General features: G+C 38.0%; 13 protein-coding genes, 1 tRNA gene and 1 rRNA gene. 11 read left to right on the top strand and 4 right to left on the bottom strand.

The features are described 5' to 3' along the window. The first annotated feature begins 19 nt into the window (after positions 1-19). From rrf to tsaD, 6 genes are all read left to right on the top strand, one after another. Positions 20-136, top strand: a 5S ribosomal RNA gene (gene rrf / locus FXW34_RS22445). A gap of 42 nt (positions 137-178) precedes the next feature. After that, a tRNA-Met gene (locus FXW34_RS22440) sits at positions 179-252 on the top strand. A 1,329-nt stretch (positions 253-1,581) separates the two neighbouring features. Then, positions 1,582-2,034, top strand: a complete 453-nt coding sequence (gene tsaE / locus FXW34_RS22435) for a tRNA (adenosine(37)-N6)-threonylcarbamoyltransferase complex ATPase subunit type 1 TsaE (RefSeq protein WP_147536247.1) — start codon at positions 1,582-1,584, stop codon at positions 2,032-2,034. Next, positions 2,034-2,735: a tRNA (adenosine(37)-N6)-threonylcarbamoyltransferase complex dimerization subunit type 1 TsaB gene (gene tsaB, locus FXW34_RS22430; RefSeq protein WP_147536246.1), complete on the top strand. Its 702-nt coding sequence runs from the start codon at positions 2,034-2,036 to the stop codon at positions 2,733-2,735. The genes tsaE and tsaB overlap by 1 nt, the downstream gene beginning before the upstream one ends. Before the next feature lie 19 nt (positions 2,736-2,754). Continuing rightward, complete coding sequence (gene rimI, locus FXW34_RS22425; RefSeq protein ID WP_147536245.1) at positions 2,755-3,204, top strand: ribosomal protein S18-alanine N-acetyltransferase; 450 nt, start codon at positions 2,755-2,757, stop codon at positions 3,202-3,204. Continuing rightward, positions 3,201-4,217, top strand: coding sequence for a tRNA (adenosine(37)-N6)-threonylcarbamoyltransferase complex transferase subunit TsaD (gene tsaD, locus FXW34_RS22420; RefSeq protein ID WP_147536244.1), 1,017 nt, complete (start codon positions 3,201-3,203; stop codon positions 4,215-4,217). Before rimI ends, tsaD begins: the two co-directional genes overlap by 4 nt. 885 nt (positions 4,218-5,102) lie before the next feature. On the opposite strand, the gene FXW34_RS22415 is transcribed toward tsaD, so the two are convergent. Continuing rightward, positions 5,103-7,031, bottom strand: a complete 1,929-nt coding sequence (locus tag FXW34_RS22415) for an ABC-F family ATP-binding cassette domain-containing protein (RefSeq protein WP_147536243.1) — start codon at positions 7,029-7,031, stop codon at positions 5,103-5,105. Between the two features lie 144 nt (positions 7,032-7,175). On the opposite strand from FXW34_RS22415, the gene moaC reads away from it, so the two are divergent. Next, on the top strand, positions 7,176-7,679 hold the full coding sequence (gene moaC, locus FXW34_RS22410; RefSeq protein ID WP_147536242.1) for a cyclic pyranopterin monophosphate synthase MoaC: 504 nt from the start codon (positions 7,176-7,178) through the stop codon (positions 7,677-7,679). 21 nt (positions 7,680-7,700) lie between these two features. Further along, the gene (locus FXW34_RS22405; RefSeq protein WP_147536241.1) at positions 7,701-8,357 is read left to right on the top strand and encodes a redox-sensing transcriptional repressor Rex; all 657 of its coding nucleotides are present in this window, start codon (positions 7,701-7,703) and stop codon (positions 8,355-8,357) included. Between the two features lie 25 nt (positions 8,358-8,382). Here the strand turns inward: FXW34_RS22405 and FXW34_RS22400 are convergent, their stop codons facing one another. Beyond that, a complete protein-coding gene (locus FXW34_RS22400; RefSeq protein WP_147536240.1) occupies positions 8,383-8,589 on the bottom strand; it encodes a YdiK family protein in 207 nt (68 codons plus the stop codon). Further along, a complete protein-coding gene (locus FXW34_RS22395) occupies positions 8,586-9,323 on the bottom strand; it encodes a CPBP family intramembrane glutamic endopeptidase (protein ID WP_147536239.1) in 738 nt (245 codons plus the stop codon). Before FXW34_RS22395 ends, FXW34_RS22400 begins: the two co-directional genes overlap by 4 nt. A gap of 354 nt (positions 9,324-9,677) precedes the next feature. Here FXW34_RS22395 and groES point away from each other — a divergent pair, with 354 nt between their 5' ends. Together groES and groL are read left to right on the top strand one after the other, a co-directional pair. Next, entirely contained in the window at positions 9,678-9,965 is a 288-nt protein-coding gene (groES, locus tag FXW34_RS22390) for a co-chaperone GroES (protein WP_147536238.1), read from the top strand. A 61-nt stretch (positions 9,966-10,026) separates the two neighbouring features. Continuing rightward, entirely contained in the window at positions 10,027-11,655 is a 1,629-nt protein-coding gene (groL, locus tag FXW34_RS22385; RefSeq protein WP_147536237.1) for a chaperonin GroEL, read from the top strand. Between the two features lie 82 nt (positions 11,656-11,737). On the opposite strand, the gene FXW34_RS22380 is transcribed toward groL, so the two are convergent. Continuing rightward, positions 11,738-12,949 carry a tyrosine-type recombinase/integrase gene (locus tag FXW34_RS22380; RefSeq protein ID WP_147536236.1) on the bottom strand — a complete coding sequence of 404 codons (1,212 nt, stop codon included), beginning with the start codon at positions 12,947-12,949 and terminating at the stop codon, positions 11,738-11,740. Positions 12,950-13,330: 381 nt separating this feature from the next. Here FXW34_RS22380 and FXW34_RS22375 point away from each other — a divergent pair, with 381 nt between their 5' ends. Then, on the top strand, positions 13,331-13,651 hold the full coding sequence (locus FXW34_RS22375; protein ID WP_246141260.1) for a nucleotidyltransferase family protein: 321 nt from the start codon (positions 13,331-13,333) through the stop codon (positions 13,649-13,651). Positions 13,652-13,870: the final 219 nt, after the last annotated feature.

The following is a 13,870-nucleotide window of genomic DNA, read 5'->3' as shown; positions in this document are numbered from 1 at the left end:
AAGTTCTCTAACAAAATAGTCTGGTGGCGATAGCGAGAAGGTCACACCCGTTCCCATACCGAACACGGAAGTTAAGCTTCTCAGCGCCGATGGTAGTTGGGGGCTCTCCCCCTGTGAGAGTAGGACGTTGCCGGGCTGTTATGTTAACACATATACAAACAATATTATTTTTTATCGACGCGGGGTGGAGCAGCCCGGTAGCTCGTCGGGCTCATAACCCGAAGGTCGCAGGTTCAAATCCTGCCCCCGCAATAATCCATTAAAAAGCGAAATTATATTTCGTCTTTTTTTTTGCCTATTTTTCGGAGCATGGTTTGGAGTGCTAGTTAGGTCCAATTTACGCATAATGAATGTTAAAGTGCTATTAAGTGCTTATTTTATAGGATGATGCCGAAAATAAGTACTAAATGAGAGGTATTGAGTACGTTTTTTTTACGGCAACATCCAAAATAAACAATCAATTAGGGCTATTGAGTACGTATTTTCCAAGGCACCACCAAAATAAGCAATCAATAAGGGCTATTGAGTACTTAATTTCTAAGGCACCACCAAAAATAAGCAATCAATAAGGGTTATTGAGTACTTAATTTCCAAGGCACCACCCAAAATAAGCAATCAATAAGGGCTATTGAGTACGTATTTTCCAAGGCACCACCCAAAATAAGGAATCAATAAGGGTTATTGAGTACTTAATTTCCAAGGCACCACCCAAAATAAGCAATCAATAAGAGGTATTGAGTACGTATTTTCCAAGGTGCCACCGAAAATAAGCAATCAATAAGGGCTATTGATTACGTATTTTCCAAGGCACCACCCAAAATAAGCAATCAATAAGTGCTATTGGGTACGTATTTTTCAGAGCACCACCAAAATAAGCAATCAATAAGGGCTATTGATTACGTATTTTCCAAGGCACCACCCAAAATAAGCAATCAATAAGGGTTATTGATTACGTATTTTCCAAGGCGCCACCCAAAATAAGGAATCAATAAGGGTTATTGAGTACTTAATTTCCAAGGCACCACCCAAAATAAGCAATCAATAAGAGGTATTGAGTACGTATTTTCCAAGGTGCCACCGAAAATAAGCAATCAATAAGGGCTATTGATTACGTATTTTCCAAGGCACCACCAAAAATAAGCAATCAATAAGGGCAAAATTGAGTACTTATTTTCCAAAGCACCACCCAAAATAAACAATCAATAAGGGCAAAATTGAGTACTTATTTTCCAAAGCACCACCCAAAATAAACAATCAATAAGGGTTATTGAATACGTATTTTCCAAGGCACCACCAAAATAAGCAATCAATAAGGGCTATTGAGTACTTAATTTCCAAGGCACCACCAAAATAAGCAATCAATAAGGCGTATCGAGCACTTACTTTGCACGCTTTCACCGAAAATAAGTACTCAATATGTTTTTGCTTGAAACAATAAAATCATGTACACTACATATAGAATAATTTTCCTTAGGGCAAATCCTAAGGTTTTTTTGTAATAATAAGCTTTGGAAAATTAATAAACTTCTTAACCAAGAAAATGATGCTTACAACAGACTCAAAAATAAGGTGATAAATAATATGGGTGGATATCAATTCATTTCAAAAGAGCCCCAACATACATTAGAATTTGCAAAACGACTTGCAGAAAAGCTGCAGCCAGGGGATGTAATCGCGCTTGAAGGAGATTTAGGTGCGGGTAAAACAACATTTACTAAAGGCCTTGCAGTAGGATTAGGGGTTAGTCGAACAGTAAACAGCCCTACTTTTACTATCATTAAAGAATATCAAGGTCGATTACCGTTATACCACATGGATGTATATCGAGTGGAAGATTCCTTTGAAGACCTTGGCTTTGATGAATATTTTGAAGGAAATGGTGTAACAGTTGTAGAGTGGGCGCACTTAATAAAAGAGCAGTTACCTGAAGAGTTATTAACAATCTATCTTTACCATGAGGAAGAGCAATCACGGAAAATTGTTCTAGAGCCTCAAGGGACGCGTTACGAGCAATTATGTAAGGAGATCTTTTAATGAAGGTATTAGCAATTGATACTTCTAATTATGTTTTGGGAATCTCAATCATTGATGAAGAAAAAGTATTAGGTGAGTATGTTACCAATGTAAAAATTAATCATTCTGTTCGGGTGATGCCAGCGATAGAAAAATTAATGAAGGATTGCGAAATAACACCAGCAGACTTAACAAAAATTGTTGTGGCAAAAGGGCCGGGCTCATATACTGGCGTAAGAATTGGCGTGACGATTGCTAAAACTCTAGCTTGGTCTTTAAACATCCCATTAGTCGGTGTTTCAAGCTTAGCGATTCTTGCTGCCCCAACGGCGCGTTATTTTAATGGGATGGTCGCACCTATTTTTGATGCAAGACGTGGCCAAGTTTACACAGGGCTGTATCAGTATGAAAATGGTCAACTGACGTCAATCGTAAACGACCAATTAGTCTTATCAAAAGACTGGGCAGCGGAACTGAAGAACCGAGCAGAAAAAATCTTATTTGTTGGGAATGACCTACCAATTCATCGACAAACGATAGAGGACATTCTCGGGGAACAAGCTTTATTTGCAGAGGTAACTGAACAAAACCCAAGGCCTGCGGAATTGGCATTGTTAGGAAAAGATTTACCAGGTGAAGATATTCATTCGTTCGTGCCGAACTACATAAGACTTGCTGAAGCAGAAGCAAAATGGCTTGAGGCGAATAAAGGAAAGCAATAGTTTACAAGGGATGAGAAAAATGAACGGATCATTAACCTTTCGTTATATGGAAATAAAGGATATAGAGGACGTATTAACAATAGAGCATGAAAGCTTTTCTGCGCCATGGAGTCAGGAGGCTTTTGTTAATGAACTAATTAACAACAAGTTTGCTGTTTACATTGTGATAGAAGAGGACAATCGTGTCGTTGGCTATTGTGGTGTGTGGGTTATTGTTGATGAGGCGCATGTGACTAACATTGCGATTTTACCAGAGTACAGAGGGAAAAAGCTTGGTGAAGCTTTATTAAGAAAGGTCATTGACGTAACAAAACAACTAGGCGCAGAAAAAATGACCTTAGAAGTACGCGTAACTAATTATGTTGCGCAAGGATTGTATCGCAAGCTAGGTTTTATGGATGGGGCAATCCGCAAGGGCTACTATACAGATAACCAAGAAGACGCGCTAGTAATGTGGGTGAATTTATGAAAAAAGATCAATTAATTATTGGAATAGAGACTAGTTGTGATGAGACAGCTGTTGCGATTGTGAAGAACGGTCGTGACATCATTGCAAATGTTGTTGCTTCGCAAATTGAAAGTCATAAAAGATTTGGGGGCGTTGTCCCAGAAATCGCCTCTCGACATCATGTAGAGCAGGTTACGATTGTATTAGAGGAAGCGATGAGACAAGCTGAAATATCGTTTCAAGATATAGATGCAATTGCTGTTACAGAAGGACCGGGTTTAGTAGGGGCATTATTGATTGGTGTAAATGCTGCAAAGGCATTAGCGTTTGCTAACGGTATTCCTTTGGTAGGAGTCCATCATATTGCGGGTCACATTTATGCTAATCGCCTTGTAACTGAAATGAAATTTCCGCTTCTTGCTTTAGTGGTTTCCGGGGGGCACACTGAGTTGGTCTATATGAAGGGGCATGGCGATTTTCAGGTGATTGGTGAAACAAGAGATGATGCTGCTGGAGAAGCGTATGATAAAGTGGCAAGAGTATTAAGTATGCCATATCCAGGTGGCCCACATATTGATCGATTAGCACATGAAGGATCGCCAACGATTAAACTACCAAGAGCGTGGCTTGAAGAGGATTCCTATGATTTTAGTTTCAGTGGTCTTAAATCTGCGGTAATAAATACTGTTCATAATGCTGAACAACGTGGGGAAGTGATTGCTCCGGAAGACTTGGCGGCTAGCTTTCAAGAAAGTGTTGTTGAAGTATTAGTTACAAAGGCATTAAAAGCTGCAAAGCAATATGATGTGAAGCAAGTGTTGCTTGCTGGAGGAGTTGCAGCAAATAAGGGTTTAAGAAAGGCATTAACGGAAAGCTTTGCTGACCTGCCTGAAATTGAGCTTGTTATCCCACCATTATCACTATGTACAGATAATGCGGCCATGATTGCAGCAGTGGGAAGTGTCATGTTTGAAAAAGGAAAACGATCGGATCTTGCATTAAACGCGAATCCCGGCTTAGATATTGAAGGATAAATTTAATGAAAAGCTTATTCGACAAAAGCTATCCACAGTATAATAAATCACTTTTACTCTCCTGTTCGAAACAGGGGAGTATTTTTGTGGATAAATATCCCCAAGGTGTTAATAATGTGGATAAGTCGGACAAAAAATGTGGATAATGTGGAAAACCCCTGTGGATGTTGCGAAAATAGCTATTTCAATGTGAATAAAAATGTTAGTAAGTTTTGGATAACTTTGGTGGAGTCTTGATGAAATTTGTCGGAAGGTAGCGAAATAAACAAAGCATTAGTAAAATCAGAAATGATGTTACTAATGCTTGCTTACTTTATAATTCGAAATCAATATATGAAAATTAATAAAGTACTCATAAGCGTTTCATAAGTTCAAAACTCAATAAAAGCAAGGGAGAAATGAACTCATAAGCACTTCATAAGTTCAAAACTCAACAAAAAAAAGAGAGAAATGAACTCATGAGCGTTTCATAAGTTCAAAACTCAACAAAAGCAAGGGAGAAATGAACTCATAAGCGTTTCATAAGTTCAAAACTCAACAAAAAAAGAGAGAAATGAACTCATGAGCGTTTCATAAGTTCAAAACTCAAAAAAAGCAAGGGAGAAATGAACTCATAAGCGTTTCATAAGTTCAAAACTCAACAAATAAAAGAGAGAAATGAACTCATGAGCACTTCATAAGTTCAAAACTCAATAAAAGCAAGGGAGAAATGAACTCATGAGCACTTCATAAGTTCAAAACTCAACAAAAAAAAGGGAGAAGTGAACTCATGAGCACTTCATAAGTTCAAAACTCAACAAAAAAAAGAGAGAAATGAACTCATGAGCACTTCATAAGTTCAAAACTCAACAAAAGCAACAGATAAATCAACTCATGAAGAATTCTTTATTCAGCCAGTTCAGCCCACTCATCCATTAATTCTTCAAGCTCTGCCTTTGCAGCCTCAGATTGTGAGTTTATTTCACTAACCTTCTCATGATTTTGATATACCTCTGGGTCACAAAGCAGCTCCTCATTACTGGAAATCAACGCTTCCAGTACTTCGATTCTTGCTTCAATTTCTTCGAGGCGTCGTTTCCGTTGGCGTTCTAATTTTTTGGCTTCTTTATCTTGCTGATAATTGCTTTTAGCTGGAGTACTTTTGACAGTCTCGTTATTTCCCATGTCGGCAGCAGCTTCAAGTGCTTTTAATTCAGCTTGCTCAAGCTTTTTTTCCACAAAGTAATCATAATCGCCAAGGAATTGAACCGCACCATGTTTACTTAATTCGACGACTTTAGTAACGATTCGATTGATAAAATAACGATCATGGGAGACGAATAAAATCGTTCCAGGGTAATCGATTAATGCATTTTCTAGTACTTCTTTACTATCAAGATCGAGATGGTTCGTTGGCTCATCGAGAATGAGGAAATTGGCTTTTTGCATCATTAATTTTGCCAGTGCCAGTCTTGCCTTTTCGCCACCGCTCAAAGTGGAAACAATTTTTAAAACATCATCACCGGAAAATAAGAAATTCCCTAGTACGGTCCGTACCTCTTTCTCACTTTTTAAAGGATATTCATCCCATAATTCATTGAGGACGCGCTTATTGGAGGTTAATTCAGCCTGTTCCTGGTCGTAATATCCAATGGTGACGTTGGACCCAAATTGAAAATGCCCTTCTAACGGCTCCAGCTTTTGGACAATCGTTTTCAGTAAGGTTGATTTGCCAATTCCATTTGGTCCAACTAAAGCAATGCTTTCTCCGCGGGTAATTCGAAGAGAAATACTTTCGCTCACTTTCTCTGTACCATAACCAATTGCAATATTTTCAAGCTTTAAAACTTCATTTCCACTTTGTTTTTCAATATCAAAAGAGAATGATGCAGATTTTTCATCACCAAGCGGTCGGTCCATGACCTCCATCCGCTCCAGCTGCTTGCGACGGCTTTGCGCTCGTTTTGTCGTTGAGGCACGAGCTAGATTTCTCGCAACAAAGTCTTGGAGCTTGGCGATTTCATCCTGCTGCTTTTCAAATTGTTTCATTTCTCGTTCATAGTTCTCAGCCTTCTGCTGAAGATAGGCGCTATAATTTCCTGTAAATTTATTAATTTGCATACGTGATATTTCATAAACCTGATTAACAACCTTGTCCAAGAAATAGCGGTCATGAGATACGATTAGTATGGCACCTTCATATCCTTGGAGATAACCTTCCAACCAGGACAGTGTATCAATATCGAGATGGTTGGTTGGTTCGTCCAAAATAAGAATATCTGGTTTTGTTAATAATAGTTTACCAAGTGCTAAACGCGTCTTTTGGCCACCACTTAAACTGGAGATTTTCGTGGCATGATCAAATGTATGAAAGTTTAACCCATGCAAAACGGAACGGATATCTGCTTCATATTGATAGCCGCCCATATCCTTAAATTGGACCTGAAGCACATCGTATTCCTTTAATATTCTTTCGTAAGTGGCTGGATTATTAAAAACCTCTGGGTCAGACATTTGCATTTCATAATGGCGTAGTTTCTTTTCCATATTTTGCAATGCCTCAAAGACTGAGAGCATTTCGTCCCAAATAGAAAGATTTGATTCCAGTCCTGTATTTTGAGCTAAGTATCCAATCGTCACATCTTTTGGTTTCATCAGCTCGCCAGAATCATGGGACATTTGTCCGGCAATAATTTTTAATAAAGTGGATTTTCCAGCCCCGTTCCGACCAACTAGAGCAATTCGGTCATTCGTTTGAACTTCTAATTTTATATTGGATAAAATAAGGTCAGCACCATAATATTTATTTAATTGGTTCACCTGTAATAAAATCATTTTCTTCACCTCTAATACATAAGGCTAGTGTAACGTATTCTAGACAGCACAGCAATAATTGTGAGATTGTGAAGAAAAATACATGAGGTTTCACACATCTTGGAAAAAATAGTGTATGATTCTCTTAGAGAGGTGTTAAATTATATGAGCGAATTTACTCATTTTAATGAAGAGGGCAGGGCAAAGATGGTAGACGTTAGTCATAAGCCAGAAACGGTTCGAACAGCGGAAGCCTGCTCCAGCATTACAGTCAGCAATGAGATATATCAGCGAATTACCAATAATGAAATGAAAAAGGGTGACGTTTTGGCTGTTGCTCAGGTGGCTGCTGTGATGGCCTGTAAAAAAACATGGGAAATTATACCAATGTGCCATCCGATTCCTTTAAATGGAGTGGATGTCTCATTTGCCTGGGAAAAAGAAGCAAATACAAGTGACGATTACACCTTGCATATTTCAGCAAAGGTTAAAACAAAAGGAAATACCGGCGTTGAAATGGAAGCGTTAACAGCTGCTTCTGTTTGTGCATTAACCGTTTATGATATGTGTAAAGCAGTCGACAAAGGCATGATAATTGGAAAAACATATTTACTTGAAAAAACGGGTGGCAAAAGTGGCGATTACCATAGAGAAAATAAAGTGAAATAATCGATGGGAGAGGGTTAGGTTATGTCGAGTGATTATTCAACTAAAATTCCACAAGCCACTGCAAAAAGACTACCTTTGTATTATCGCTTCTTAAAGAATTTACATTCATCAGGAAAACAACGGGTATCTTCTGCAGAGCTTAGTGAAGCAGTGAAAGTCGACTCTGCAACGATTCGTCGTGATTTTTCTTATTTTGGGGCTTTGGGGAAAAAAGGTTATGGTTACAATGTAAATTATTTGCTTACCTTTTTCCGAAAAACATTGGATCAGGATGAACTTACCAAGGTTGCCTTGATAGGTGTAGGAAATCTGGGTACAGCATTCCTAAACTACAATTTCTTAAAAAATAATAATACGAAAATTGAGTTAGCTTTTGATGTGGATCCAGCCAAGGTTGGAACGAAAATTGGCGATGTTCCTGTTTATCACATGGATGAACTGGAGAAACGGATTGTTGAAGAAGATATCCATGTAGCAATTTTAACTATTCCAGCACCGGTAGCACAGACGATTACTGATCGGATTGCAAATGTTAACATCAAAGGGATATTGAATTTTACACCAGCAAGATTAAATGTTCCTTCAAATATTCGTGTTCACCATATTGACTTGGCAGTTGAATTACAATCACTAGTTTATTTCTTAAAACATTATCCAAAGGTTGAAGTAGAAGAATAACAAAAAAATGAGCCTGTAAAATGGCTCATTTTTTTTGTTCTATGATTTTTTTTATTCTAAAATGCAGACCGACTAATCTTATGCCAGTGCCGAAATCAAAGGTGGCGAGCAAGATAAGAATGTAGCTGAAAAAGTCCCAGCCATATTCATTTACGTTTTCGATCGCAAAATATGTGAATAGACAAGCAAGAATGATATGGATGAACCCAGAAATTAATGGTGACCTTCTCATAGGATACCTCCGATAAAGCTCTGTATTTTTTCTGATTGTTCAATGAATCGGTCGATATCTTCTTTAAATACTGATTGGATAAGGACGACGAACGTATTCATGGCAACATGGGCAAAAATAGGGACGATGATTCGGCCTGTTTTTACATATAGAAAGGCGAAGGTAAAGCCCATCGCAGAATAAAGCAGTGTATGCTCTATCTCCATGTGCGCTAAAGAAAAAATAACTGAGCTAATTAGTGCAGAAAGAAAAAAATTTAAACGTTGATGTAGTGCTCCAAAGATAATTTTACGAAACACAATTTCCTCTAAAATCGGACCAATTACCGAACTGACAAAAACCATAATTGGGAAAGCTTCAATAATATGAATGATTTGTTTCGTGTTATCAGAGCCGGTTTTAATCCCCATCATCGCCTCGATATTTCCTGCTAAGCCTTGTGCAAAAAGTGCGATAAAGATCCCAGAAATGGCCCAAAATATAGATGCTCCGAGACCCATTTTTGCTTTATCGCGAGTTTCGGTTTGGTTATATTCCTTTCGTAAAATCCATAAAACAAACAACAATGTAATGGAAAAGCTGGCGACAAGCCAAATAGGCACGGATAAGCTTCTCATTTCTGCGGTTGACTTACCAAGACTAGTGCCGATAAAAGTTACTAATGGAATCCCAATGAAGCTAGAAAGCTGCATGGTGATATAGGCAATTAAGACAAATCCATATTCCTTTTTCAAATTTGTGTTCTCCTTTAAAAATACTGGTGCAATACCTCTAATTTTACTCATAAAGTGCTCTATGATTCAAATAAAGACTATTATCTTCATTATTTTTAATTGTATAAGAATAAAATTGGAAATATGTAGCATACTCTTTAAGGTTGAGTTTTTGTAAAACGTTAAAATTAACTTATCCTGTAATTCGTTTTGGTTTGTGGAATTTGCTTAGTATTTATGTAAAAAAGGAAAATTTTTATGCGTCACTCTTGCAAAAGCAAGAGTAATTATTTATTATAATAATTGTGTTAGCACTCAAGTAGAGAGAGTGCTGATAATTAAATAATTGCAAATCAATTGAGGAGGTTGTTTTACTTGTTAAAGCCAATTGGTGATCGTATTGTTATTGAGCTTGTTGAAACAGAAGAAAAAACTGCAAGCGGGATCGTACTACCGGACACTGCAAAAGAAAAACCGCAAGAAGGAAAAGTAGTAGCGGTTGGTTCAGGTCGTGTACTTGATAGCGGCGAGCGTGTGGCAGTAGAAGTTGCTGTAGGCGATCGCATTATCTTCTCAAAATACTCTGGTACAGAAGTAAAATACCAAGGTACAGAATACTTAATTTTACGTGAAAACGATATTCTTGCTGTAGTTGGCCAATAATCGTTACGACAGATTAATAAATAGAACTTCATTTATATATTAAGAGGAGGTAATTTTTACGATGGCAAAAGACATTAAATTTAGTGAAGAAGCTCGTCGCGCGATGCTACGCGGTGTTGATACTCTAGCAGATGCAGTTAAAGTAACACTTGGACCAAAAGGACGTAACGTGGTTCTTGAGAAAAAATTCGGTTCACCACTTATCACAAATGATGGTGTAACGATTGCAAAAGAAATCGAATTAGAAGATGCATTCGAAAACATGGGTGCTAAGCTTGTTGCTGAAGTAGCTAGCAAAACGAATGATGTTGCTGGTGACGGTACTACTACTGCAACAGTTCTTGCACAAGCTATGATTCGTGAAGGTCTTAAAAACGTAACAGCTGGTGCAAACCCAATGGGTATCCGCAAAGGTATCGAAAAAGCGGTTGTTACTGCTGTAACTGAATTACAAGCAATTTCTAAGCCAATCGAAGGCAAAGAATCTATCGCGCAAGTTGCTTCTATTTCTGCGGCTGACGAAGAAGTTGGTCAATTAATCGCAGAAGCTATGGAGCGCGTTGGTAACGATGGTGTTATCACAATCGAAGAATCTAAAGGTTTCACTACTGAACTAGACGTAGTAGAAGGTATGCAATTTGACCGTGGCTACGCTTCAGCTTACATGGTAACGAACACTGAGAAAATGGAAGCTGTGTTAGAAAATCCATATATCTTAATCACTGATAAGAAGATTTCTAACATCCAAGAAATCCTTCCAGTGCTTGAGCAAGTTGTTCAACAAGGTAAGCCATTATTACTAATCGCTGAAGATGTTGAAGGTGAAGCATTATCTACATTAGTATTGAACAAACTTCGCGGTACATTCAACGCAGTTGCTGTTAAAGCTCCTGGCTTTGGTGACCGTCGTAAAGCAATGCTTGAAGATATCGCTATCCTAACTGGTGCAGAAGTAATCACAGAAGAACTAGGCCGTGACCTTAAATCTGCAACAATCGCATCACTTGGTCGCGCTTCTAAAGTTGTAGTTACAAAAGAAAACACTACAATCGTTGAAGGTGCTGGCGAAACTGCAGCGATCCAAGCTCGTGTTAACCAAATCCGCGTACAATTCGAAGAAACTACTTCTGAATTTGACCGTGAAAAATTACAAGAACGCCTTGCTAAATTAGCAGGTGGTGTGGCAGTGGTTAAAGTTGGTGCTGCTACTGAAACTGAATTAAAAGAGCGCAAACTTCGCATCGAGGATGCCCTTAACTCTACTCGCGCAGCAGTAGAAGAAGGTATCGTATCTGGTGGTGGTGTTGCCCTTCTTAACGTATACAATAAAGTTGCTGCAATCGAAGCTCAAGGCGACGAAGCAACTGGTGTAAACATCGTTCTTCGCGCAATGGAAGAGCCATTACGCACAATCGCTCACAACGCAGGTCTTGAAGGCTCCGTAATCGTTGAGCGCTTAAAGCATGAAGAAGTTGGAACAGGCTTCAACGCTGCAACTGGCGAATGGGTAAACATGATCCAAGCTGGTATCGTTGACCCAACTAAAGTAACTCGTTCTGCACTTCAAAACGCAGCATCTGTAGCAGCTATGTTCCTAACTACTGAAGCAGTAGTGGCTGACAAGCCAGAACCAGCAGCACCAATGATGCCTGATATGGGCGGCATGGGTGGAATGGGCGGCATGATGTAATAGCCCCCTCAAACCATTGGTATGACTGGGTTTTTAAGTAAGATGAGAGTGGTTTGCTAACATTTTGCTAACATAGAGGAAATTAACGGAGGCTTCTCATGAGTTCAGCGAACTTTTGAGAGGCTTCTTTTTTCATTTCTTGGGTAACGTGGAGATACACATTTTTCGTGATTTGATCATCGGAATGGCCAAGACGGTCCATGATTTGTTCAAGTGAGACACCAGCCTCAGCAAGAAGCGACGTATGAGTGTGTCTTAGACTATGCGGTGTTAAATCTTCATTTAGGCCAGCAATAGCAAGTAGTCGTTTCATTCGATCTCGTACGTTTTTAACGACAATAGGATAACCATAATGCCGTTCCATTTTAGCAAAGATAAAGTCTTTGTTATGGTAAGCAGCACCTAACCGCTTGATGACTTCATCTTGCACCTTTTGATGCTCCTTTAAAGCATCAATCACTTCTTCGTCCACAATAATTTTTCGTCGAGATTTTCTCGTCTTCGGTGTAACTAGCTGATATTCCAAGGCATTATTTTTGGGATTGTAATATGTTTTGGTAATGCTAATTGTGTAGTTTCTAAAGTCGATATCCTTCCACTTAAGGGCCACTAATTCTCCAACCCTAATGCCTGTATAGGCTAATATCAAAAAAACTAAGTAATCATGTTCGCGGTCATTGGCTTTAGCTGTTTCTAAAAGTAAAGCAAGCTCTTCTTTTTCAAGGTACTTAGGTACTTCCTCTTCTTCCAACTGTTCAATCGTTTTTTTATCTTTTTTCACATAAGCGAATTCAGTCGGGTCCTTTTTAAGTAGCTCTAGTTCTAGTGCCTTTCGGAAAATCATTCTTCCTGTACGATTAATCCCATCTCTTGTACTATCTGAGTAACCTCGGTCTTTAAGATCATTTAGAGCATCTTGATACATCTTTCTTGTAATGTCTTTTAACTTAAGTTTGGCAAAGTAGGGCAATAACTTTCCGATTTCATGAAGTCGTACTCGAATCGTTCCGGGCTTTACGTCTTTTGAATCACTGTAGATAGGAAGCCACTCCATTGTAAAGTCACTAAACGTTTTTTCTGTTTCCTCTAAATAGGTACCTTGGTTTAATTCGTGAATGAGAGCGGCGGCAGCTTCTTCAGCTTCCTGTTTAGTATTAAAGCCGCTTTTAACCTTTTGCTTTCTTCTGCCGGTCACTGGATCTAATCCAATATCAACGGTGAAAGCCCATTTTGAACCGCAAGTGCATTTTTTCTTTTTGCACTTACAGCCTCTTCTGTAAAAATGTCCTTTCATTCAACAGCCTCACTTTCAAAGTATATTTGTGTTACTGAAAGAACATTATTTCCAAAGGGAATGTTAAAAATTCCTTTTAAGACAATTTAAAAATTTTTAATTATGATATTAAATATATTTATTGAACTTTGGACGGGGGTTATCTTTGAAAAATTCTTGAAAAGTGAAACAATCAGTTGTGAATTCAATTATGTATGTAAATTAACTTAATTATAGAGGAGCGCTGAAAGTGTGTAGTAAAGAGTTTAAATAAGAAGTAAAAGAGATACAAGAACGGTTAAAAGCGAACATAAAAGACAAGGAGCTAAATAATTTAATTGAACAAATCGTAAAAGAAGATTCGGAATTGAAAAAGTGGGTAGAAGAGGAGTGAGTTTGTTGGTGGGAGGTATATCAAAACAAGCATTAGAAAAACAAATAACGGCATCAAAAAATTTTTTACAAGAGAGATACGGAATTATAAAACTTGGCATATTTGGTTCATATGCTCGTAATGAACAAAAAGCATCAAGCGATGTAGATGTTTTTATTGAATCTGAGAAAGCACTCGGTTTAGAATTCTTGTCAATCAAATATTATTTAGAGGATAAATTAGGCATTAAGGTTGATTTAGCAACCGAAGCAATGATAAAACCGCAAATTAGAGAGCAAATTTTCAAAGAGATCATCTACCTATGGGGCGATAACGAAGAACAACTGTAATGATTTAGCTTATTTAGGGTTAAAGTTTTGTAAATGTACTGAAAAACCTTCAATTTAGTTAAATGTGTATAATTTTGCTTTATTAAACAATCGGGCCATTTAATGGAGGAACATCTTTAAAGAACGTATTATATTTAAGTGGGATTGTGAAGCATTGTACACAATTATCTGAGGTGGGTTAATAAAGTTGTAATTTTTTCAAATTTACCCTTTACCCTG

The organism is Bacillus marasmi (assembly GCF_902168435.1).
Lineage (GTDB): Bacteria > Bacillota > Bacilli > Bacillales > Cytobacillaceae > Bacillus_BU > Bacillus_BU marasmi.
The sequence above is the reverse complement of the archived record's forward strand: the minus strand, read 5'-3'. Positions and strand labels throughout refer to the sequence as shown.

Coding starts and splice junctions, on each gene's coding strand:
- tsaE (WP_147536247.1), top strand. CDS start 1,582: ATGGGTGGATATCAATTCATTTCAAAAGAGCCCCAACATACATTAGAA.
- tsaB (WP_147536246.1), top strand. CDS start 2,034: ATGAAGGTATTAGCAATTGATACTTCTAATTATGTTTTGGGAATCTCA.
- rimI (WP_147536245.1), top strand. CDS start 2,755: ATGAACGGATCATTAACCTTTCGTTATATGGAAATAAAGGATATAGAG.
- tsaD (WP_147536244.1), top strand. CDS start 3,201: ATGAAAAAAGATCAATTAATTATTGGAATAGAGACTAGTTGTGATGAG.
- FXW34_RS22415 (WP_147536243.1), bottom strand. CDS start 7,031: ATGATTTTATTACAGGTGAACCAATTAAATAAATATTATGGTGCTGAC.
- moaC (WP_147536242.1), top strand. CDS start 7,176: ATGAGCGAATTTACTCATTTTAATGAAGAGGGCAGGGCAAAGATGGTA.
- FXW34_RS22405 (WP_147536241.1), top strand. CDS start 7,701: ATGTCGAGTGATTATTCAACTAAAATTCCACAAGCCACTGCAAAAAGA.
- FXW34_RS22400 (WP_147536240.1), bottom strand. CDS start 8,589: ATGAGAAGGTCACCATTAATTTCTGGGTTCATCCATATCATTCTTGCT.
- groL (WP_147536237.1), top strand. CDS start 10,027: ATGGCAAAAGACATTAAATTTAGTGAAGAAGCTCGTCGCGCGATGCTA.
- FXW34_RS22380 (WP_147536236.1), bottom strand. CDS start 12,949: ATGAAAGGACATTTTTACAGAAGAGGCTGTAAGTGCAAAAAGAAAAAA.